This is a genomic window from Christiangramia sp. (assembly GCF_029937855.1).
In the GTDB taxonomy this organism is placed as follows: domain Bacteria; phylum Bacteroidota; class Bacteroidia; order Flavobacteriales; family Flavobacteriaceae; genus Christiangramia.
On sequence record NZ_JAPYPC010000007.1, the window covers coordinates 89,511 to 112,312 of the forward strand.

At 37.6% G+C, this 22,802-nt stretch carries 17 protein-coding genes and 1 tRNA gene; 8 read left to right on the forward strand and 10 right to left on the reverse strand.

Annotated features, from left to right (window positions below; translation table 11 throughout):
• Positions 1-16: 16 nt before the first annotated feature.
• From rpsB to rplM, 3 genes are all read right to left on the reverse strand, one after another.
• Positions 17-916: a 30S ribosomal protein S2 gene (gene rpsB, locus Q1K34_RS05900; RefSeq protein WP_300435780.1), complete on the reverse strand. Its 900-nt coding sequence runs from the start codon at positions 914-916 to the stop codon at positions 17-19.
• Between the two features lie 166 nt (positions 917-1,082).
• The gene (gene rpsI, locus Q1K34_RS05905; protein ID WP_011708062.1) at positions 1,083-1,469 is read right to left on the reverse strand and encodes a 30S ribosomal protein S9; all 387 of its coding nucleotides are present in this window, start codon (positions 1,467-1,469) and stop codon (positions 1,083-1,085) included.
• Entirely contained in the window at positions 1,469-1,924 is a 456-nt protein-coding gene (gene rplM, locus Q1K34_RS05910) for a 50S ribosomal protein L13 (protein WP_300435790.1), read from the reverse strand. Before rplM ends, rpsI begins: the two co-directional genes overlap by 1 nt.
• A gap of 351 nt (positions 1,925-2,275) precedes the next feature.
• On the opposite strand from rplM, the gene Q1K34_RS05915 reads away from it, so the two are divergent.
• Together Q1K34_RS05915 and Q1K34_RS05920 are read left to right on the forward strand one after the other, a co-directional pair.
• On the forward strand, positions 2,276-2,851 hold the full coding sequence (locus tag Q1K34_RS05915; RefSeq protein WP_300435792.1) for a DUF5004 domain-containing protein: 576 nt from the start codon (positions 2,276-2,278) through the stop codon (positions 2,849-2,851).
• Between the two features lie 154 nt (positions 2,852-3,005).
• Positions 3,006-5,645 (forward strand): DUF5916 domain-containing protein, encoded by a 2,640-nt coding sequence (locus Q1K34_RS05920; RefSeq protein WP_300435795.1) that lies wholly within the window; start codon positions 3,006-3,008, stop codon positions 5,643-5,645.
• 299 nt (positions 5,646-5,944) lie between these two features.
• Here the strand turns inward: Q1K34_RS05920 and polA are convergent, their stop codons facing one another.
• The 3 genes from polA to Q1K34_RS05935 all read right to left on the reverse strand — a co-directional run bounded on the left by polA (position 5,945) and on the right by Q1K34_RS05935 (position 10,515).
• Positions 5,945-8,773 carry a DNA polymerase I gene (gene polA, locus Q1K34_RS05925; RefSeq protein ID WP_300435797.1) on the reverse strand — a complete coding sequence of 943 codons (2,829 nt, stop codon included), beginning with the start codon at positions 8,771-8,773 and terminating at the stop codon, positions 5,945-5,947.
• A gap of 129 nt (positions 8,774-8,902) precedes the next feature.
• Positions 8,903-9,448: a hypothetical protein gene (locus tag Q1K34_RS05930; protein ID WP_300435800.1), complete on the reverse strand. Its 546-nt coding sequence runs from the start codon at positions 9,446-9,448 to the stop codon at positions 8,903-8,905.
• Positions 9,449-9,537: 89 nt separating this feature from the next.
• Positions 9,538-10,515 carry a N(4)-(beta-N-acetylglucosaminyl)-L-asparaginase gene (locus Q1K34_RS05935; protein WP_300435802.1) on the reverse strand — a complete coding sequence of 326 codons (978 nt, stop codon included), beginning with the start codon at positions 10,513-10,515 and terminating at the stop codon, positions 9,538-9,540.
• A gap of 155 nt (positions 10,516-10,670) precedes the next feature.
• Here Q1K34_RS05935 and Q1K34_RS05940 point away from each other — a divergent pair, with 155 nt between their 5' ends.
• Together Q1K34_RS05940 and Q1K34_RS05945 are read left to right on the forward strand one after the other, a co-directional pair.
• Complete coding sequence (locus tag Q1K34_RS05940; protein ID WP_300435805.1) at positions 10,671-11,897, forward strand: metallophosphoesterase; 1,227 nt, start codon at positions 10,671-10,673, stop codon at positions 11,895-11,897.
• A gap of 74 nt (positions 11,898-11,971) precedes the next feature.
• On the forward strand, positions 11,972-12,268 hold the full coding sequence (locus Q1K34_RS05945) for a thioredoxin family protein (RefSeq protein WP_300435807.1): 297 nt from the start codon (positions 11,972-11,974) through the stop codon (positions 12,266-12,268).
• Here Q1K34_RS05945 and Q1K34_RS05950 read toward each other — a convergent pair.
• Both Q1K34_RS05950 and Q1K34_RS05955 read right to left on the reverse strand, forming a co-directional pair.
• Positions 12,252-12,950, reverse strand: a complete 699-nt coding sequence (locus tag Q1K34_RS05950) for a polysaccharide deacetylase family protein (RefSeq protein ID WP_300435809.1) — start codon at positions 12,948-12,950, stop codon at positions 12,252-12,254. The two genes, Q1K34_RS05945 and Q1K34_RS05950, sit on opposite strands and share 17 nt — an antisense overlap.
• Positions 12,951-13,187: 237 nt before the next feature.
• Positions 13,188-16,496, reverse strand: coding sequence for a DUF2723 domain-containing protein (locus Q1K34_RS05955; RefSeq protein WP_300435811.1), 3,309 nt, complete (start codon positions 16,494-16,496; stop codon positions 13,188-13,190).
• Between the two features lie 281 nt (positions 16,497-16,777).
• Here Q1K34_RS05955 and Q1K34_RS05960 point away from each other — a divergent pair.
• From Q1K34_RS05960 to Q1K34_RS05975, 4 genes are all read left to right on the forward strand, one after another.
• Positions 16,778-16,850 (forward strand) — tRNA-Gln (locus Q1K34_RS05960).
• Between the two features lie 369 nt (positions 16,851-17,219).
• Entirely contained in the window at positions 17,220-18,233 is a 1,014-nt protein-coding gene (locus Q1K34_RS05965; protein ID WP_300435813.1) for an NAD-dependent epimerase/dehydratase family protein, read from the forward strand.
• A gap of 476 nt (positions 18,234-18,709) precedes the next feature.
• Positions 18,710-21,061 carry a PAS domain S-box protein gene (locus Q1K34_RS05970; RefSeq protein ID WP_300435817.1) on the forward strand — a complete coding sequence of 784 codons (2,352 nt, stop codon included), beginning with the start codon at positions 18,710-18,712 and terminating at the stop codon, positions 21,059-21,061.
• Positions 21,058-21,444, forward strand: coding sequence for a response regulator (locus tag Q1K34_RS05975; RefSeq protein ID WP_300435819.1), 387 nt, complete (start codon positions 21,058-21,060; stop codon positions 21,442-21,444). The genes Q1K34_RS05970 and Q1K34_RS05975 overlap by 4 nt, the downstream gene beginning before the upstream one ends.
• 56 nt (positions 21,445-21,500) lie before the next feature.
• On the opposite strand, the gene Q1K34_RS05980 is transcribed toward Q1K34_RS05975, so the two are convergent.
• Together Q1K34_RS05980 and Q1K34_RS05985 are read right to left on the reverse strand one after the other, a co-directional pair.
• Entirely contained in the window at positions 21,501-21,830 is a 330-nt protein-coding gene (locus tag Q1K34_RS05980; protein ID WP_300435822.1) for a hypothetical protein, read from the reverse strand.
• Between the two features lie 133 nt (positions 21,831-21,963).
• A complete protein-coding gene (locus Q1K34_RS05985; protein WP_300435825.1) occupies positions 21,964-22,581 on the reverse strand; it encodes a metallophosphatase domain-containing protein in 618 nt (205 codons plus the stop codon).
• Positions 22,582-22,802: the final 221 nt, after the last annotated feature.

The following is a 22,802-nucleotide window of genomic DNA, read 5'->3' on the forward strand; positions in this document are numbered from 1 at the left end:
TTATTAAAACCTTATTTTATTCTTCTTCGTTAGATGCTTTGGCCTTGTCTAAAGTTTCACTTTTAGATTCAAGTTTCACATCTTTCTTAGCTTCTTTCATTGCCTTTTTATCTTCGGCATCTTTAGAAGGAACTTCAGCTTTTTTCTCCTTTTTTTCTTTCGGAGCTTTATCTGATTTCTCTTCTTTAGAAGCTTTTTCTTCTTTCTTCTTGGTAGTCTTTTCAGACTTTCTTTCAGAAAGACCTTCTACGATAGAATCTGCAACATAAGAAACAACTTTGCTAATAGATTTAGAAGCATCGTCGTTAGATGGAATTAGATAATCAACCTCACGTGGATCTGAGTTGGTATCTACCATCGCAAAAATTGGAATGTTTAGTTTGTGTGCTTCTTTGATCGCAATGTGCTCACGTGTAGTATCTACAACGAAAAGCGCAGCTGGAAGTCTTGACATGTCTGAAATTGAACCTAAGTTCTTTTCTAGCTTAGCTCTAAGACGATCTACCTGCAAACGCTCTTTTTTAGAAAGAGAGTTAAAAGTTCCGTCTTTCTTCATTCTATCGATAGAAGCCATTTTCTTAACAGCTTTACGAATAGTAACGAAGTTTGTAAGCATACCACCAGGCCAGCGCTCAGTGATATAAGGCATGTTCGCCTTTTCAGCCTGTTCAGCAACGATCTCTTTCGCCTGTTTTTTTGTAGCTACGAAAAGGATCTTTCTTCCGCTTGCTGCGATCTTTGCAAGGGCATCACCTGCCTCCTGCATTTTAGCAGCACTTTTATATAAGTTGATGATGTGGATTCCATTACGCTCCATATAAATATATGGGGCCATGTTTGGATTCCAACGTCTGGTTAAGTGTCCAAAATGAACACCAGCATCAAGTAATTCTTTTACTTCTACTTTGTTTGCCATTTTTGTAATAGTTTACGTTCTGTTGAGATAGCAACAATCAGGTGGCTACTTTTAAGTACGGCCCTGACCGTTTAGATGCTAAACTAACTTCTGCCCGGCATGAACAGAATAACAACAAAAAATTAATTTTTTAATGAACTCTCCGGAATATATCCCGGTAATATTATTAACGTTTAGAGAACTGGAATTTCTTACGGGCTTTCTTCTGACCGTATTTCTTACGTTCTACCATACGTGGGTCTCTTGTAAGAAGACCTTCTGGCTTAAGAGCACCATGATTTTCTTCGTCTAGCGCTACCATAGCTCTGGAAAGTGCAAGACGGATCGCTTCAGCCTGTCCAGTGATACCACCACCGTATACGTTAATTTTAACGTCGAAGTTGCCTTCGTTTTCGGTAAGCATCATTGGCTGGTTAACTTTATATAAAAGTGTACCAGTTGTGAAGTAATCTTTAAGGTCTTTCTTGTTTACGGTAATGTTTCCTTTTCCTTCTGAAACATATACACGGGCCACAGCTGTTTTTCTACGGCCAATTTTGTGAATTACCTCCATTACTTAACGTCGTTTAAGTTAATAGTTTTAGGTTTTTGAGCTTCGTGATCATGTTTAGATCCAACATAAACCTTTAAATTTCTGAATAAGTCTGCTCCAAGTTTGTTTTTTGGAAGCATTCCTTTAATTGCCTTTTCGACAAGTCTCTCCGGACTTTTCTCGAATAATTCGGCAGCTGTTAGACTTTTTTGTCCACCTGGAAAACCTGTGTGACGGATGTATTCTTTCGCGTCCCATTTTTTTCCTGTCAAGTTGATTCCCTGCGCATTCAATACAATAACATTGTCTCCGCAATCAACATGTGGGGTGAAGTTAGGCTTGTGCTTTCCTCTAAGCAGGTATGCTACTCTAGAAGCAAGACGACCTAAATTTTGTCCTTCAGCATCTACCACAACCCATTCTTTGGTTCTGGTGGCTTTATTAGCCGATACTGTTTTGTAACTTAATGTGTCCACACCAATTGATTTTACTAATTATTAAACATTCCAATCCCGTTTACCCGAATCTCAATCGGGAAAACAGGGGTGCAAATGTACAATTATAAATTCTAATAGCAAATAGCGAAAAGATTATTTTATTTGCTTTGAAGCACTTGATTTTCAGGCTTATCTAATATTACTATTCTTTATAATAATTAGTATGCTCATTATAATAATACATTGTAGAAAATTTCCTCATTACACAGAGGTTACAGGGCATTAGTAACGATGAAATACGTTAAAAACCGATTAACGTCAATATTAGTGTTAAAAAAGTCATAAAATAACTCCTTTATTATTTATGTTTGTATCCGAATTAAATGCCCTATGAAAATGATTAACCTATTTAAAATTAAAAACTTAGCAGGTCTCTTTATTTTTGCTATTGTTTTTACCAGTTGCAGTAAAGAAGAAATGTCATCAGAATCTCAGTTAAAAGTGAGCAATGCAACCGCAGTAACAACAAACGATATGATTGGTTACTGGAAGCTTTCTGGAATGATAGCAGATACCGCTATAAATTTAAATGCAGATGAAGTTTATGATAAAAATCTATTAAATGAAACGGATTGTTTTAACACAATGGATATAACATTTGACCAGGATGGAACGTTTGTAACTAATAACTCCCAGATGACCTTTGAGGCCGGAGCGGCAAAAGATGAATTTTCCTGTTTGACAGATCGAATCGATACCGGGGATTGGGAAGTGAGGAATGATAGTTTGATTTTAATCATGGTCATAGATTCTACAACTTATACTCATAAGAAATTTATTAATTTTGAGACTAATACTTTTTCTTTGGAGGTTACAAAAATAGAATCTAATGAATATGTGAATGATCCAGGAAATACCCAGGCTTCACCTATAAGAATTTTAGAAGTTGAGTATACTAAATCGTAGTATAACCTTCTGATTGTAGTTTTAGTGTTAGTTTGAAAAACCTCGCGGGAATTTAAATCGTGAGGTTTTTTAATTTATAAAATATATAGCCTTTGGAATATGTAACATTCTAAATAAAATGGCGTCTTTTGCATAAACAGGATTATATTAAACCATGAGGCGTAACCGCATTTTGATAATTTTATCTTTTTTCCTATTTCAAATGCTTAATGGTCAGGAGGATTTGAATGAAAATCAAAACCCTGACATTCAAAAAAGAAGCTACATCACTCAAAGATTACTTCCACAACATGAGATAGCGATAGACGGCATTTTTCAGGAGGAAGCCTGGAATCAGGTCAATTGGTCTTCAGATTTTAAAGAATGGCGCCCGGATAATGCTTCTGCTCCCACCGAACAAACTCAAATAAAGATATTATATGATGATAGTAATCTCTATGTAGCAATAAGAAATTTTCAGGAAGATCCTCAAACTATTGAAAACCGACTGGGAAGGAGAGATGATGCCCCGGGTGACTGGGTAAGTTTTCATTTAGATACCTACAATGATGATAGAACGGCTTTCGCTTTTACTGTTTCCGCAAGCGGAGTTAAAAGTGACGAATCTATTTCTAATAATGATAATTTTGACGATAGCTGGAATCCAATATGGTATGTAAAAACCAATATAGACGCAGAGGGATGGACTACAGAAATGAGAATTCCCCTCAGCCAACTTCGTTTTGGTAATAATGAAGATCAGGTTTGGGGATTACAGGTAGTGAGAAAATATTTTAGGAATGATGAGCGTTCCACCTGGCAACCTATACCGGCAAATCCGCCGGGATGGGTTAGCGAATTTGGAATATTAAAAGGAATTTCAGGTTTAGCTCCACAAAAACAGTTGGAAATTCAGCCATATGGCCTTGCACGATTGGATACTTATGAGGAAGAATCTGGGAACCCTTTTCGCGACGGAAGCGATACGCAACTAACCACAGGTCTTGATGCAAAGATCGGCGTAACTAACGATCTCACGTTAGATGTAACTATAAATCCAGATTTTGGGCAGGTGGATGCTGATCCTGGTGCCGTATCACTGGATGCTTTTGAAATATTCTTTCAGGAACGACGGCCTTTTTTCGTGGAGAATAAGAATATTTTTGATTTTCGTTTTGCTAATAACCAGGATAATCTATTTTTCTCCAGGAGGATAGGTCGAAATCCGCAGGGATCAGCAGTGGGGCCTAATGTGTTATATATTGACCAGCCGGAAAATACTACTATTCTTGGTGCAGCAAAGTTTAGCGGGAAAACCAAAGATGGCTGGACAGTTGGTGTCCTCGAAAGTGTAACTTCTAAAGAATTTGCAGACATAATTACAGAAAGTGGGGAGGAGAAGGAAGTGCTTGTTGAACCTTTGACCAACTATTTTGTAGGGAGAATTCAAAAAGATTTTAATAATCGTAATAGCTTTATAGGCGGGATTTTCACGGCAACCCACCGCAATATTGAAGATCGTTTGGATTTTCTTCATACCCAGGCATATTCAGGAGGACTGGATTTTTTGCATAACTGGAAGGATAGAAATTATTATTTGGAAGGGAATACGGTTTTTAGCCAGGTGAACGGCAGTAAAGAGGCGATTACTCAGACACAGCGATCTATTGTTCATCTTTTTCAACGCGAAGGTGCTAGCCATGTAGAGGTAGACCCTAATAGAACCAGCTTAACAGGGACCGGCGGTAAACTGGAAATAGGTAAAGGCGGCGGGGGAAACTGGCGTTACAATCTTGGTGGTACCTGGCGTTCGCCTGAGCTGGAGCTAAATGATATTGGTTTTTTAAGAGAAACTGATGAAATTCGTCAATATCTTGAGGTAACTCGCTTGTTTAATGAGCCTACAAGCTGGTTTAGAAGAGCCAATATTGAATTCGAGCAATTCAGCTCTTTTGACTTTGAAGGAAATTATAACCGTATTCAATATGAGGTTGAATTTTTCACTAATTATCAAAATAACTGGTGGACTAATATAGGAGGGGCTCATAAACCCAGGATATTTATCAACTCTTATTTACGTGGTGGTCCTCGCTGGAGGTTTAATGAAGAGAATTTCTTTTACGCATTTGTTGGTACTGATAACCGGAAGAGGGTCAGCTTCAGAGGGGGCTATATACATTCCCAGGCCACACAGGGTAATTTTGGGCTACGTAGATATGAAGCGGGAATTAGATACCAGCCACTAGACGCCTTAAATTTAACACTGGATGTGGAATATTCTGAGAACCCGAATAAAACTCAATATGTAAACGCTAAAAATTTCCAGGGAATGGAAAGGTATATTTTGGGAGGTATAGAACAAAAAACCTTAAGTACCACTTTAAGGATTAATTATAGTATTAATCCTAACTTAAGCATCCAGTATTATGGACAACCTTTTATTTTTAAAGCAGATTATTCCAATTTTAATTATGTTACAAACTCTGTAGCTGAAGATATCAATGATAGGGTAACCTGGTATAGCGATAACCAAATTTCTTTGGAAGATGGGGTATATAGAGTGGATGAAAACAGAGATACGGAAACCGATTATAGCTTTAGCAACCCAGATTTCGCTTTCGTGCAATTTCGTTCCAATCTTGTAGTGAGATGGGAATATATTCCGGGTTCAGAAATTTTTCTGGTATGGTCCCAGGGTATAAACGGGCTTGGTGATGTAGATAATGATTTTCAGGCCATTATAGATAATCAATTACTGCGACAACAACCGCGCAATACATTCCTTATTAAAGCGACCTATAGATTTATATTGTAGGGGATAGATTTTAGAAGTACATATTGCGATCAGAAAAAATAAATTTCTAATTTCATTTCGTTCTTCTAAATCTTAACCTTACAAAATTCCCGACGCCTCTGCCTCGGGGTTTACGCTTCACCTCTACCGTGGAATAGTTGGAAACCTCTTTTTTGCAGTTCCGGATGAGGAGAAAAAAATCTGGTTTTTGGCTTCGAAGGCGAAAATAAAACCGACGAAATACTCCTGCAGTTTGCCTTAGAGATAATCGGTTGCAGGAAATTCTTGTTATTTGTTTAATGCGGAAAATTGCCTACTGACTAGTGTGCTTCCAGCCAGTTTTCGCCAATTCCAAGGTCCACATCTAAAGGAACTTCCAGTGTGTAGGCATTCTCCATTTCAGATTTTATCATTTTCTGAACTTTTTCAAGTTCATCTTTGTGTGCGTCAAAAACCAGTTCATCATGAACCTGAAGAAGCATTTTGGTCTTGTAGTTTTCCTCCTTCAGTTTCTTATGGATATTGATCATGGCAAGTTTAATGATATCTGCTGCACTTCCCTGGATTGGGGCATTTACAGCGTTTCTTTCCGCGGCACCACGAACAACCTGATTTCGGGAATTAATATCCTTGAGATATCTTCTGCGGCCTAAAATGGTAGACACATATCCATGTTCCCGTGCAAATTCCACCTGGTCTGCAATGAAATTGCTAAGTTTTGGATAGGTCTTATAATAGGTGTCGATCAATTCTTTGGATTCACTCCTGGATAAAGAAGTTTGATTGCTTAATCCGAAAGCGGAAACCCCATAGATAATCCCGAAATTAACTGTTTTTGCGTTGCTTCTTTGTTCACGGGTCACTTCTTCTAAAGCGACATTAAAAACTTTCGCAGCGGTGGAAGCGTGAATGTCCTCACCGTCCTGGAAAGCTTTGATCATATTTTCCTCTTTGCTCAAGGCAGCGATAATACGCAGTTCTATCTGGGAATAATCAGCAGCAAGCAATACGTAATTCTCATCCCTTGGAACAAAGGCTTTTCTAACCTGTCGCCCCCGTTGGGTCCTGATGGGGATGTTTTGAAGATTTGGATTGTTGGAGCTCAACCTTCCTGTAGCTGCGGTAGTCTGTACATAATCTGTGTGCACCCTACCGGTCGTTTTTTCCACCTGGTTAGGCAAAGCATCCACGTATGTATTTTGAAGTTTTACGAGGCCACGATAATCTAGCACATGGCGCACTATATTATGCTCATCTGCAAGCACCGAAAGCACATCTTCGCTTGTAGAATATTGCCCGGTTTTAGTTTTCTTTGGTTTTTTGGATAATTCTAATTTTTCAAATAAAATGATTCCCAATTGTTTTGGAGAACTAATCAAAAATTCTTCTCCGGCAGCTTGGTATATTTTTGTCTCAAGATCTTTGATGTCGGAAGCCAGTGCTTCAGATAATGATTTTAAGTATTCTTCATCCAGGTTAATTCCTTCCAGTTCCATATCGGCCAGCACTTTTACCAGCGGAATTTCAATTTCGTTGAAAAGCTTTCTGGTTTCAGCATCATCCAGTTCCTTTTCAAAAAAGTTCTTTAGCTGAAACGTGATATCGGCATCTTCTGCAGCATATTCGGTTTGTTTGTCAAGGTCTACATCTCTCATGTTCCCCTGATTTTTTCCTTTTTTGCCAATTAATTCTGAAATGGGCTGCGGCGTATAATTTAAATAAGTTTCAGCCAGAACATCCATGTTATGACGCATATCTGGATTGATAAGATAATGCGCGATCATGGTATCGAATAATGGCCCTTTTACCTCAACATTATATTTATCTAAAACCTCGATATCATATTTTAGGTTCTGCCCGATCTTTTCAATTTTGTCATTCTCAAAGAATTCCCTTAGTTCTTCAATAAGTTTTTGAGCTTCTTCTTTATCCTCTGGGAATGGAATATAAAATCCTTTTCCGGCTTCCCAGGAAAATGCAATACCAACCAATTGAGCCTCCAGCGGATTAAGACTGGTGGTTTCGGTATCAAAACAAACGCTTTTTTGTTTTAACAGCCTTTCAATAAAGATCTTTCTGGCCATTTCAGTCTCCACACACTGATAAAAATGTGGAGTATCCTCCAAATTTGTTCTGGATGAAGTTCTCTCAATTTCCTCACCATCCCCACCAAATAAAGAGAACTGGCCTGCTCCGGCAGTAGCCTGCGCATTCTTTTTAGCAGAAGGTGAATTAGTGACCTGGGTTTGCTGAGTTTCTTCTTCTCCACTAAATAACTTAATGAATTGATCTTTTAATCGTCTAAACTCCAGTTCTTCGAAAATCTCCTGAACTTTATCACCATCAGGCCTGGAAAGCTCATAATCTTCTGCATGAAATTTCACATCACAATCAGTGAAAATTCTTGCAAGTTCTTTAGAAAGTCGGCCTAATTCAGCATTTTCGATCACCTTCTCTTTCATTTTGCCTTTAAGATCATCTGTATTCTCCAAAAGACCTTCCATGCTGCCATATTTCTTGAGGAATTTTTTGGCGGTTTTTTCTCCAACCCCCGGTAGTCCCGGGATATTATCTACAGAATCTCCCATCATTCCCAGAAAATCGATTACCTGTTCTGGTCTTTCTACTTCAAATTTTTTCTGAACTTCAGGGATTCCCCAGATCTCAATGCCATTACCCATTCGGGCGGGACGATACATAAAGATATTTTCAGAAACCAGTTGCGCAAAATCCTTATCTGGAGTAACCATATACACCTTATAATTCTCCTTTTCGGCCTGCTTCGCCAGGGTGCCTATGATATCATCAGCTTCCATTCCGGCACATTCCACCACTGGGATATGCATTGCTTTCAAAATATCCTGAATAATAGGAATCGCCTCTCGAATAGGTTCAGGAGTTTCATCTCTGTTGGCTTTATATTCGGCAAACATTTCAGTCCTGGCTTCACTACCATCTTTATCAAAGCATACTGCGAGATGATCTGGTTTTTCCCTTCTAATAACATCGAAAAGGGAATTGGTAAACCCCATGATCGCAGAGGTATTAAATCCCTTGGAATTGATCCTGGGATTTTTAATAAAAGCGTAATATCCACGAAAAATTAAAGCGTATGCGTCAAGTAAAAAAAGGCGTTTTTGCTCGGCCATCTGAAAAGTTTAAATATAAATATGAGAATATTTCAAAACTACAAAGATAAAGTCAGTCTTCCTTATAGTGGTATGTTTTTATTAGTGGAACATAAAACCTGCAAGGTCTTAAAGACCTTGCAGGTTTCGTTATTCTAGCTTGAATTTTTCCTCCAGCACTAAATTCTGTTGCTCATGGGTCTTTTTAAAATTTTGAAAACTGTCAAATACGGCAATAACTTCTTCGCAATTTATAATCGTATGTTTTCCCAGCAGAATTGATTGATAGGATGAAAAACTATATTTCCTGTAGTCAATACCAAAATGCGTTTGAGGATTAAAATGGATATATAATATTAAATCCTTAAGATACTTCTCACTATCGATACTTATCCTTCTAAAATTTTTCTCAAATAGGCTCCCGGTTCTATTTTGGGATTTATTGATCGCTTTGGCGTATGCATTAAAAAAGTTTGAAAATGATTGAGTAACCACCTTACTTTCTTTATCTACTCGAATTGCGATATGAAAATGGTTGTTAAGAAGACAATAGGCAAAGCTTGTAACGGAAAGGGAAAGGTGTTTGTTATACAATCTTAAAAAGTAATGCCGGTTTTCCTCATTTTTAAAGATGTTCTCACTGTTAATACCTCTGTTGAAGATATGGTAATATTTGCCTATTTCTAAAAGTTCCATTTCTAAATATATATAAAATAAACCTGCAAGGTCTTAAAGACCTTGCAGGTTTGAATTAAATTTAAAAGTTAGAACAAAATTGAAAGAAATTATTCATCCAAATAAGATGCACTCAAATTATCAGTGCTTTCTCCGCGGTAAAATTTAGCATAACTAAATCCTTTATGAATGCAATAGGAACCAATCTCTCCTTCTTTGTTTAGGGCTACGTACGCCACCTGAAAATCCTTATAATTTGGGGCTGCTTTCACGGTTCTCATCACTGCTTCTTCACAGGCTTCCTGGGGTGATTTTCCCTGCCTCATCAGTTCAACTATTAGAAAGCTGCCTACACTTTTCATGATGGCTTCTCCCATTCCGGTACCTACCGCGCCACCAATTTCATTGTCCAGAAAAAGTCCGGCACCAATAATTGGTGAATCTCCAACGCGGCCATTTATCTTATAAGATAGTCCGGAAGTGGTACAGGCCCCGGAAATATCACCATTATCATCAAGGCATAACATGCCGATGGTGTCGTGATTTTCAATATTGATAATAGGTTTGTATTCTTTATGTTCTAACCATTCCTGCCAGGCTTTTTCAGACTCTTCTGTGAGTAGATTTTTCTTTTTGAATCCCTGCTGAATGGCAAATTGTAAAGCTCCTTCCCCGGCCAGCATGACATGCGGGGTTTCTTCCATTACTTTTCTCGCTACAGAGACCGGATGGGCAATTTCCTTGAGATATACCACCGAGCCTGCATTTCCGTCTGGAGACATAATGCATGCATCAAGCGTTACATTTCCATCCCTGTCTGGTGCTCCGCCATCACCAACGGTAATGTTTTTTAAATTTGCTTCTTCCACCATAACGCCTTTTTCTACAGAATCAAGTGCCGTTGCACCTTTTTCCAGCATACTGCCGGCCATTTTTGTAGCATTCTGAAAATTCCATGTGGCTACAGCGACCGGATATTTGTAATTCATATGTAACTCTTTTAAAATCGGTTTTGAGGAAATTGAAGGAGTAGCGCTTAAGGCAGCTCCAGTTATTCCCGTCTTTATTATAAAATTTCTACGTTTCATCTATGTAAAATGATGTTATAAATATAAGGTTTTGAGGAAGCTTAAACCAAATTCAAAAGTATTATTGATAAAGGCTTAGAAACGATCAGATTAAATTATCGTTAATACCATACTGCAATTATAGTTAAGGACTATCTTCGCGAAAAATTATCTAAATGCGTTGGTTTATACTAATTGCGATCTTTTTGTTGGTAGATATTTATGCTTACCAGGCCCTGAGGGTTTTCTCCAGGAATATCTGGGTCACCACAATATATTTTATAATTTCTGCTTTTGTAATTGGTAACCTGGTTTATCAATTTAACCAGGCCTCTCCAAATGATGGCTTTGGTGGGGGAAGAGGTTATGCCATAGGAATTTTTCTGGCATTTTTCGTCGGAAAGATTGTGCTATCGGTAGTGATGTTGGGAGAAGATGTTGTTCGTATTCCGGTGGCTGGAATTCAGAAATTTTTTGGTTCTTCTGAAAATTTTGAATTGCCTTCCCGAAGAAAATTCATTAGCACCATTGCTCTTGGATTGGCGGCGATTCCTTTTGCCGGTTTACTCTACGGAATGTATAAAGGCCGATATAATTTCAGGGTTTTAAGATATACGCTTTATTTTGAAGATCTGCCAGATGCGTTCGACGGCTACAGAATTAGTCAGATTAGCGATGTACATAGCGGTAGCTTCGATAATAAAGAAAAAATTCAATATGGCGTTGATCTATTGAAGGAGCAGGGTAGTGACCTGGTGGTTTTTACCGGGGATCTCGTGAATAACAAAGCTTCAGAAATGGAAGATTGGAAATCTCTTTTTTCCGAAGTAAAAGCACCGGATGGCGTTTTTTCTATTTTAGGAAACCACGATTATGGCGATTATCATAACTGGGAAAGCGCCACTGCAAAAAAGGAGAATCTTGATCTGCTGAAGCAAACCCACGCCGAAATGGGCTGGAATTTAATGCTGAATGAAAGCAGGTTTATTGAAAAGAATGGTGAGCGAATAGCTTTAGTTGGAGTTGAAAACTGGGGTGTTGGCGGATTTAAAAAAGCGGGTGATCTGGAAAAAGCAGGACAGGGCGTAGATGAGAAAGATTTTAAGATCCTTTTGAGTCATGATCCTTCGCATTGGGAAGAAGAGGTTAAGAAGCATCCCAAGAAATACCATTTAACCATGAGCGGGCATACCCACGGAATGCAATTTGGTATAGAAATCCCCGGATGGTTTAAATGGAGCCCGGTGCAGTATCGTTATAAACACTGGGCTGGAATATATGAAGAAGCCGGGAGGTATATCAATGTAAACCGCGGATTCGGATTTTTGGCTTACCCTGGAAGAGTGGGGATTTGGCCTGAAATTAGTGTGATAGAACTGAAAAAAGGTTCGAAACCCGCATAATAACAAGAATTTCCTATATTTGATTGTTGCAGGCATGCATATGATCAATAAGAGCTGAAAATAAATCCTGAATTATGTCAAAATTTGGAGAATTAGTAGACCTGAAAATCCCTGTTCTTTTGGATTTTTATACCGAATGGAATGATGCCTCAGTAGCGATGCACCCGGTGCTTAGAGATGTCGCTGCGGCTATGGGAGATAAGGCAAAGGTCATAAAAATAGATGTGGATAAGAATTCACAATTGGCTGAAGCACTCCGGGTTAAAGGACTTCCAACACTAATGATCTATAAAGCCGGTGAGATGAAATGGAGGCACAGCGGGGAGCAGGATGCGAATACATTGATAGGCCTGCTTAAAGAATATCTTTAAGGCCCCTGAATTCCAAAGCTTTTTCTTTGTAAAATCTCAATAACTGCGGAAGGATAATTTTCAGATTAGCGAATGCCTTTTCGCTGTCGTGTAGGACAATGAGGCTTCCGGCTGAGGCATTCTGAGTCACATTCTTTAAACATTTCTCTGCGGAAAATTCCTGGTCATAATCTCCGCTTATCACATCCCACATTACGATCTTAAAACCTTTTTGCTTCAGGATTTTCGCCTGGGAATTTTTGATCCTTCCGTAAGGAGGGCGGAAGAGTTTGTAGTTAGGAGTTTGTTGTTCAGAGTTGGTGGTGTGTAGTTCGTGGCGTGTATGATTTTTTTCTTTCGTCATTCCGGTCATCATCAATTCAGCATTAAGAACATTCTCAATATAAATCGAATTTGAGGTTTTCCAGCCATTGAGGTGATTAAAAGAGTGGTTACCAATACAATGCCCCTCACTAATTATTCTTCGGAATATTTTAGAATGTTTTTCCACATTATCGCCAATACAAAAAAAGCTGGCTTTGGCATTGTATTCCTGCAGTAAATCTAAAACCCACGGAGTCACTTTTGGAACAGGGCCATCATCGAAGGTGAGATAAATTGCGTTAGAATTATCGATCTTTAAAATTCTCTCCGGATATAAAGTTCTTAAAATGGAAGGATATTTAGGAAGAAATAATTTCATAAATAAAATTCTAAGAATAGATTGCTTCGCCTGGCTCGCAGTGACCAGATCATTAAGTTTTTAACCTGAATTAAGATCGGAGTTAAATCTTTCATGCTGAAGTTATTTCAGCATCTATTAAAAACCTCGTACTTATCTAATTGTGTCATCTCGAGGGAGAGATCTCATTTTAATTTATCTTGTAAGTGAGATTTCTCCTCCGCTATGCTCCGTCGAAATGACAGCTACACTTTTAGCCTATTCTTCAACCGAATCCAATGTCATTGAATCAACAGAAGATTCCACGGGAACTGCGCCATCTATAGCCTCCATAAGTTCTTCCTGCGGTGATTTAACCTCCGCATCTATTTCTTCATCTTCTCTATAGAAATGCCTGAATAATCTAAGGTAGTTATTAAACTCTTCGGCTTTTTCCCGGGCGGTTTCCCGATCTTCATAAACCATCATAATATCTACAAGTCCGCGGTATCGCTCCATGTCAGTGATGATCTCATCAGCATACATGTATTGTTTTTCCACATCCCAGTTACTATAAAAAGTAAGATTTTCCTGATATTTGTCAGTGACTTTCTCCCAAATATCTCGAGCTTTCTCAGGTCTGTTCACTTCATAATAGCCTGTTATAAATGGCTCCAGCAGCGTATAATACTCATAATGCTCAACCGGCATATGCTTCATTCCCAGATCCAGGATCTCTTCCGCATGAATAGTGTCCCCTTCGTTTAAAAGGTTTTCTGTTAATCTCGCGAGATTACTTCTATAAGTAATGGAATTTTTACGGGTTTCAGGATCATGATAGATATCATCTGATCCCATATTGCCCCAATCCCAATTCTTAACAATATTGTACATCTTTTCTGTATTCACCCTTCCCATATCAAACGGGTTTCGAGGGTCAAGCGGAGTACGTATTGGAACCAGTTTATAGGTGACACCTTCTAGCTGCAGATAATCTTTCATCCACAGGTAATCTTCATCGCCAAAGCTTCCACCGGTAAAATAAATAGGCCTTTCCCAATTGTTATTGGCCAGGATATCCAGCATTAATATTCGGTTTTTGTAAAGCACCTGATCTCCAATTGCAATGTCTATATGATCTACGATTTGATCGGCTTCAGATTCGTCTACGATGTTATTTTCTAAAACTGTTTGTTTATCTACCGGAATCCTTACATATCTGGATGGGAATGTATTGATCATGGTTCCGCTTTGAAGTTCCGCCTGAGTCCGCGGATCGTCATTTTCAATATAATTCATCCATGTTTTAATAGGAATGGTGTCCTGGGTAACCTCCCGAAGGAAAATGGCATCATTTTTACCATTATAGAATTCATTTTCAAGCTGTGACGGAATGGCATCGCTTTCAAAAGCTTTTCGCTTCATTTGATCGATATACCAGTCGGTAGCAAGAAGACTTGTATTTATAATTCTAACGTCGGTTCTATATTTTTCTACCTGCTGCACATACCACAGGGCAAAGGTGTCGTTATCACCAATGGTGAATAATATCCCGTTTTCATCTACCGAATCCAGGTACATCCGGGCCATGGTAAGCGCGGTGTCTCTTCCCGAACGATCATGGTCATCCCAGTTTTCGGAAGCAAGAAGCGTGGGAACACATAGAAGGCTTACCACCACGACCACAGGTGCGAGAATTTTAGGACTGATGGATTTCCGAAGTTTATCAAAAATAGCATACACCCCGAATCCTATCCAGATCGCAAAAACGTAAAAAGAACCTACCAGGGCATAATCTCTTTCGCGAGGTTCAAAAGGACGTTCGTTTAGGTATATTTTCAAAGCGATCCCTGTAAACAGGAAAAATACCATTAATACCCAGAAATTTTTTTTATCTCTTTTTAGATGAAAAACAAGTCCTATTAAACCAAGTATTAGCGGAAGGAAGAAATAAGTATTTCTGGCTTTATTATTTTTAACATCGGAAGGTAGCTCGTCCTGGGTGCCAATATGCATTTCATCAATAAAGTCAATTCCGCTTATCCAGTTACCGTGGAGATCATTGTATTTTCCCTGAATATCATCCTGACGCCCTGTGAAATTCCACATAAAATAGCGCCAGTACATATAACCTATCTGATATTCCAGAAGGTAGCCAATATTTTCTGCGAACGAGGGTTTTTCCACATCCAGGTATTCACTCATCTGCCTTAAGAAGCTGTGATAATCTTCCATATCGCGTTCGCCGCGGGAAAACTGCGTTTTAAACTCATTAACAGCCTGAAGTAGTCTCTCTTCTCCCTGATATTCAGCTTTGATCTTGAAATCCAGCGGTCCGGTAAACTCCATATAATTTACGGCATGCTCGGTGCTCCACATTCTTGGAAGCACGGCTTTATGGTCATCATCCAGGTTTTGCCTGGCATTCTTATAATCATTGACAATTACATATTTGCCAAGTTCCTCATCCTTTTCGTATTTGGGTTTTGCATCATCATAAGGGTCATCAGCATCTAATCCCGAATACATTTCAGACCATTGCGGGCCATAAAAAAGATGCGTTTCCCCGTATTGTTCCCTATTGTAGTAAGCGAGCAACTCCCGGGCATTATCGGGACTGTTTTCATTGATCACCGTTGGCGCATTACTTCTAATAGGGAGCATCACCCAGCTGGAAAATCCTATCAGTACAAAAAGGATGCAAAGTAGCAGGGTGTTGTATTTATAGAGATTTTTCTTTCTGGTATAATTTATTCCGAAGTAGAAGGCAGCGATAATTACCAGTAATGCTATGATAGTACCGGTGTTAAAAGGCATACCCAAACTATTGGTGAAGAATAATTCTGAAGCTGAGAAAAATGTAAGTGTGTATGGTAAAAGCAGTTTAAAGATGAACATCAACACGGCAACCACGACAATATTTGCAATGATAAAATTCTTAACTGTAACTGTCTTGTAATTTTTAAAGAAGTAGAGAAATCCTATGGCAGGAAGCGTTAATAAGCCCATAAAATGGACACCGAAAGAAAGTCCTATGACTAGTGATATCAAGATGATCCAGCGATTTCCACGTGGGGTAAACATATCTCTTTCCCATAAAAGTCCAAGGTAGAACATGACCGACATAAAGCAGGCGGCCATGGCGTAGACTTCGGCTTCTACTGCATTAAACCAGAAACTATCAGTAAAAGTAAAGGCCAATGATCCCACCAAAGAACTTCCCAGAACCGCTATTTTCTTAGGGGTAGTCAATTTATTAACAGGACCCGCAATTTTTAATACAAGGATACTTATAGACCAGAACATAAACATGATGGCAATCGCGCTGGCAAAGCCCGACATGAAATTAACCATGAGGGCCACCTTTGTATTATCTGCTGCGAAAGTAGAAAAGAAGGCGCCCATCATTTGATAAAATGGGGCTCCCGGTGGATGTCCGACTTCAAGATTTGCCGAAGTTGCAATATATTCACCGGCATCCCAGAAACTAGCCGTAGGTTCTAAAGTAAGTGTGTAGGTGGTTAAAGCTATTACAAATACCAGCCAGCCCAGAATTTTGTTCCACTTACCAAAGTTAAAATCAGTCATAAATACTCGTGTAGTTGTACTAAAGTGGCGAATTTAATAATAAATTGCTGAATGCTCTCAAAACGAAAGATAAAAGCATTTATTTTGGAAACGATTGATAATGAACTATAAAAACCTGAAGCTTCATTTTTTCAGGAAAATTTCAATAAAAAGTTTGTGTAGAATAAACTTTGTTTTAAATTTGCATCCGCATTTAAGCATTGGCCTATGTTGTTTCCCGATAGCTATGGAGATGGTCACAAAAGAAACAGTTAGTTTTTCTGTAAAAAAATCAAATTTATTGGCCTATGGTGTAACTGGCAACACGTCTGGTTTTGGTCCAGAAGAGTCTAGGTTCGAGCCCTAGTAGGCCAACAAAGGGAAAACCTGAACGAAAGTTCGGGTTTTTTTTTGCTTTCTTTCTAAGAAAAACTGTTTTCCAGATTGAATACCTTATTTAGGTTAATTCAATAATTCAGAATTAGGTATTTTAAAATGAATTAATAAGGAGGGGGACAATGTATTCATCAAACAATCCATCGTTCTTAATTTCAATAAAAGAGCATCCTTCTGAATAAACTTAGTTCATGGTGGTTTTTATAACCATTCTTTTCATAGCTTTTGCAATTGTAAATGTCATTGTTAAGTCAGGAAGAATAAATCCGGTATTTTTGTCTGGTAATTGAGATTTCTCCAGGTTTAAAGAGTATATCTCATAATTTTTAAGTAATAGTAAATCAATTTATGAAGATACTCGTAACGGGAGCTGCAGGTTTTATTGGTTTTCATTTATGTGAAAAGTTAGTTAAGCAAAATCATGAAGTCATAGGACTTGATAATATCAATGATTATTATAGTCAGGAATTAAAACTGGACAGGTTAAAAGAAGTTGGGATCGAAAGTGAAGATATGATCGATTTTAATAAAAAATATAATAGTTCTCTGTATTGTAATTTCTCATTTTTCAGGTTGAATATAGAGGATCGAAAAAATCTACCGGAATTATTTAAAATCGAAAAATTCGATATCGTTTGTAATCTCGCCGCCCAGGCGGGAGTTAGATATAGCCTGGAAAACCCTGAAGCTTATATTGATAGTAACCTGGTTGGTTTTGCGAACATTTTGGAGTGCTGCAAAAATTATGAGGTCAAACATTTGATATATGCCAGCAGTTCCAGTGTCTACGGACAAAATAAAAAAGTTCCTTTTTCTACCGAAGATAGGGTGGATCAACCCATTAGTCTCTATGCAGCCACCAAAAGGAGTAATGAGATCATGGCTTATACCTACAGTCATTTATATGATCTTCCTGTTACCGGTTTAAGGTTTTTTACGGTGTATGGTCCGTGGGGTAGGCCAGATATGGCTATGTTCCTGTTTGCAAATGCTATAAAAAACGCTAAACCTTTAAAGGTCTTTAATGAAGGTAAACTTGAGCGGGATTTTACCTTTATAGATGATATCGTAAATGGAATTTTGGCAGTTGTAAATAAGTTGCCTGCTAGCGAAGTTGCAAAATATCGCCTTTATAATATTGGAAAAAGTAAACCGATAAACCTTTTAAATTTTATTGAAGAGATCGAAGATCAACTGGGGGTGAAAGCAAAAAGACAGATGATGGCGATGCAACCCGGGGATGTAGAGCAAACCTGGGCAGATTCAGCACCTTTAATGGCAGATTACGATTACCAGCCAATGGTTGAAGTAAAAGAAGGAGTTGCAAAATATTTAGCCTGGTATAAGTCATATTATGACTGAAAATTCACGTAGACTAGTCAAACTTGAGTATAACTAATCATTACGAAGATTATCCTTAGGAAAAAAAGGAATAAGAATTGGTAAGAATCCTATCATTGAACATCATGTCAGGACATATCCATTTATATTTTACCTACGAGATGATCCTGGAGCTAAGGTGAAATTTCATAAATATCTTTTCTACTAAAATGGCTATAGATTTATCAAATCCCTATCATAATATGCAGATTTCGATAGGTTGAGATTTCTCAAAAATATCTTCAAACTGAGTTACGTTTTTAAGCCTCTCAAAGTCATTTTAAACAAAAAGTCCTCTATCTAATATTACAAGGCCCGGATAAAATTCATCCGGGTTTTTTATTTTAAAGCAAAGTTTGAATTTTACCAGGTAAAATTTTTAACAAATATTTAGCTATATTTGGCTGCCGAAAAATTCCAAATTCCCCCGAAAATTATTAGCCCGGTAACTTAAGTTAATGGCCCTACGTACAGAAAATTCTTTCAATTCCAGAGTTAAGAGGAAACCTTTATTCATTGGTTTCTGTACTTTTATTTTACTTTTTTTAGTCGGTTCTTTTATACTTTGGCAACGATATCAAATCTTGTTGGATGATCGCCAGAGCGAAATGGAGGCAATCATAGATGTTGCCGAACAAAATATAGATCAATCTTTAAAATATAGTTATTCCGCAGCACTTTCCTTAGCGCTTCAAATAAATGAAAAAGGGAAGATTGAGAATTTTGATGAGCTGGCGCCGCAGTTAGTAGACAAGAATCCGAATATAGATGCGGTACAAATAGTTCCTGATGGGATCATTACTAAAGTGTATCCCTTTGAAGAGAATAAAGAGGCGATAAATTATAATATTTTAGAGGATAGCACAAGAAATGAAGAGGCTTTTAAAGCAATACAACGAAAACGTATGTTTTTTGCCGGACCGCTGGAGTTGAAACAGGGAGGCCTGGCTATCATAGGAAGGCTTCCGGTATTTAAAAAAAACCAATTCTGGGGGTTTGTTGCAGTACTTATAGATTTTGATAATCTTATAGATCAAACCGGCCTTCGAGACCTGGCAGGAGATCAATATAAATTTCAGTTTTCTAAAATAAATCCTGTAACAAACAGGGAAGAATTCTTTTTAAATGGAACACAGGAGCCTGATGAATCTTATTCAGAAAAATTAATCTTGCCAGATGGAGATTGGAAAATATATATAATTCCTGTTGATCCTTATAAACCATTTTATACGATTATTCCCGTGGCAATTATGATCCTGGTAATTTCAGGGGCTATTAGCTGGATCGTATTTAATAGTTTAAAGCAACCCGCTAAACTCCAGGAACTGGTAAGGGAGCAGGCTGGGGAGTTGGCAAAAAGTGAACTGCATTTCAGGACTATTTTCAATCAGGCAGCGATTGGCATGGTACGGGTTGATTCCAAATCTGGGATGATCCTGGAACCTAACAAAAAATTTCAGGATATCCTGGAATATTCTGAAGAAGAATTAAAGCTAAAGGATTATAAGGTTATCTCCCATCCAGACGATCTTTCAGAAAATACGGCTTTAATGCAAAAGCTTAGTCGCGACGAAATTCGTGAATACAGCCTGGAGAAAAGGCTAAAAAAGAAGGATGGTAGTTTAATTTGGGTGCGAATAAATGTTTCACCATTATGGGAAGTAGGCGAAGAGGTATCCTCACACATTGCCCTGGTAGAAGATATCTCGGCGAGGGTAATGGCTAAACAAAAGCTCATTGATAATGAAAACCGTTTTAGGTCGCTGGTTGAAAATTCTAATGAAATAATCTTAATAGTCGATGATAAAAATAAAGTCAATTATTATTCACCTTCCCTTTCGAAAATTTCAAAATATGAAGAGATAGATTTTGCCGCTAATGGCGTTTTGCATTATATCCATCCAGATGATCAGCAGATTTTAAGATCTAAAGTAGAGGATGCTTATGTGCAGCCTAATGTTCCCCTTTCAGATATCATCTTGAGGGTAAAGGATGCTGAGGATAATTGGTTCTGGGCAAATGTCACTCTAACCAACATGCTTAATGTAAATAATGTAAAGGGGTTTGTGGTTAATTTAAGGGATATTACTGGTAAAAAAGAAGCTGAAATGAATTTGGTGAAGTCTTATGAACTGGTGATGGAACAGAATAAGAGATTGCTGAACTTTGCTTATATAGTTTCTCATAATCTCAGGTCTCATTCGAGTAATCTGTCTTCTGTCCTTGAATTGTATGAAGCAGAAGATTCTGAGGAGGAGAAAAATTCCTATGTGCAGCTGTTAAATAAGATTTCAAAAAACCTTGATCAATCCCTGCACGATTTAAATGAGGTTGTTTCTATCAATACCAATATAGATATTAAAACGGAATCTTTAAATGTTTCAAATTTCCTGAACCAGGCGCTAGAAATCCTCAGTTTACAGATTAAATCCAGCTATGCGAAGATTATAAATGAAGTTCCTCATGAGATGGAAGTATTATTCAATGCGGCTTATCTGGAAAGTGTTTTATTGAATTTCCTTACAAATGCCCTACGATATAGCGATCCTGTAAGAAGTCCGGTGATCAAGTTATCCGGGTATAAGGAAGATGGGCATTGGGTCCTGGAAGTAAAGGATAATGGTATAGGGATTGATCTGGATAAACACGGATCGAAAATTTTTGGTCTTTATAAAACCTTTTCCGAACGAAAAGATTCCCGGGGTGTAGGATTATTTATTACTAAGAATCAGATTAATGCGATGGGCGGAACGGTTAAGATAGAAAGTGAACCTGGAATTGGCACCACATTTAAAGTTACATTTAAATGAGAAAATCTATTTGTGTGATAGATGATGATGTGATCTATCAAAAAATTATAAAAAAATTAATTGATCAGTCAACAGTTTTTGGAAAGGCTTATTTTTATACACGTGCAAAAGAAGCCTTAAGCGACCTTGCTGAAATTCAAACAGAATTTCCCTCTGTTATTTTACTGGATATAAATATGCCTATCATGGATGGTTGGCAATGCCTCGATTATCTGGAGACTTTATTTCCTGAGCTTTATGAAATAGCAGATGTTTATATTGTAAGCTCCTCAATAGCCTTTTCAGATAAAGAGAAAATAAAAGAATATCCCGGCGTATCAGGATTTTTATCCAAACCTATGAAAGTTGAAATGTTAAAGAGGATAGGTAAAAGGCTAAAGTAAAAAAGTCCGGCGAAGGAGCCGAACTAAATTATATTTACTAAATGCTAATAATTTGATTATGCAGCAGTAGTGATATTATAATGGCTTAAAATATTCTGATAAAAAAATAGGCTTTTATCATCTTTCTTAAGGCAGGATTTCAAGAACCTTTCTAGATCCTGGCATTCGAAAGTAATATTAGTATATTTTTTTTGGCCTACTGGTAACTTTAAATCTATGGTTTGACTATCATAGTTAATGGTCACATGCTTAGCATCAAAATATTTTTTGATGATTGCGCGATGCATAAGTTGGAAATTTGAATCCTCTTCATTTTTATTACTGATGCTATAAGAAATTAAATTCTTGACCTCATCAAGAATTTCCGGGGTAGTAATTCTATTCATAATTTTAATTTCAACATTTTCATTCATGGCTAAATTACTATTAGACAGGATAAAAGCTGTTAAAAAAAATGTAATAATTTCCCTGTTAATAGTTTTTTAACTTAGTGATAGAATCCTTAAGATATTTTTTAGATTAAAGATCAATTATGCGGGGTGAGTGCATCAGGCGCTGTCTTTCATCTAATATGGACAGATTAAAAAAACGTGTAGAAGACCTTTTAATGGAGCCTGCAGCATAATGAATGTGTCCAAACAGATGATATTTGGGTTTTATAGTATTTAATATTTGCTTTAATTCTTCGCATCCCAATTTTACCCCACTACTTATTTCATCCAAAATTCCGTAGGGTGGGGTATGGGTGATTAAAAAATCTGTTTTTTTCGGGATTAGGTTCCAGTGGTTTCTAATGGGCATACCTCTTTCCCTGTTAAACGCCCAGTTTCCTGAACCGGGAGTCATAGGTGATCCCCAAAATTCTAATCCTTCTATAGTTAAGCCTTTATCAATTAGCAGATGGATATTATCTGGAATCTTTTTTAAATACGCTGCTTTTTCAAAATAAAAATCATGATTTCCCGGAACCAGGATTTTATATTTATGAGGTTGGCCGGAAAACCATCTTAAAAAATCTTCAGTTTCATTTCGCGTTCCGCCGTCTGTACAATCACCCGCATGTATTAAAATATCACCGGTAGGAATCGCGATATCATGATGAAAATTATGGGTGTCTGCCAGGCATATAAGCCTCATAAATTGTGATTGTGGTGAGTATCAAAATTAAATAAAAAAATTCGCTGAGGTTGTCAACGAATTTTATCTTTTAGTATAAAAATACACTGCTGTCCTATAAAGATTTTAAAGAACGAACCTGAACTAAGTATTTTAAATAGCTCAAATTTTTTACTACTATCTATACCCTGCTTTCAAAAATTTTTGAATTGTCTATTCTTTGAAAAACAATTTTAAATGTA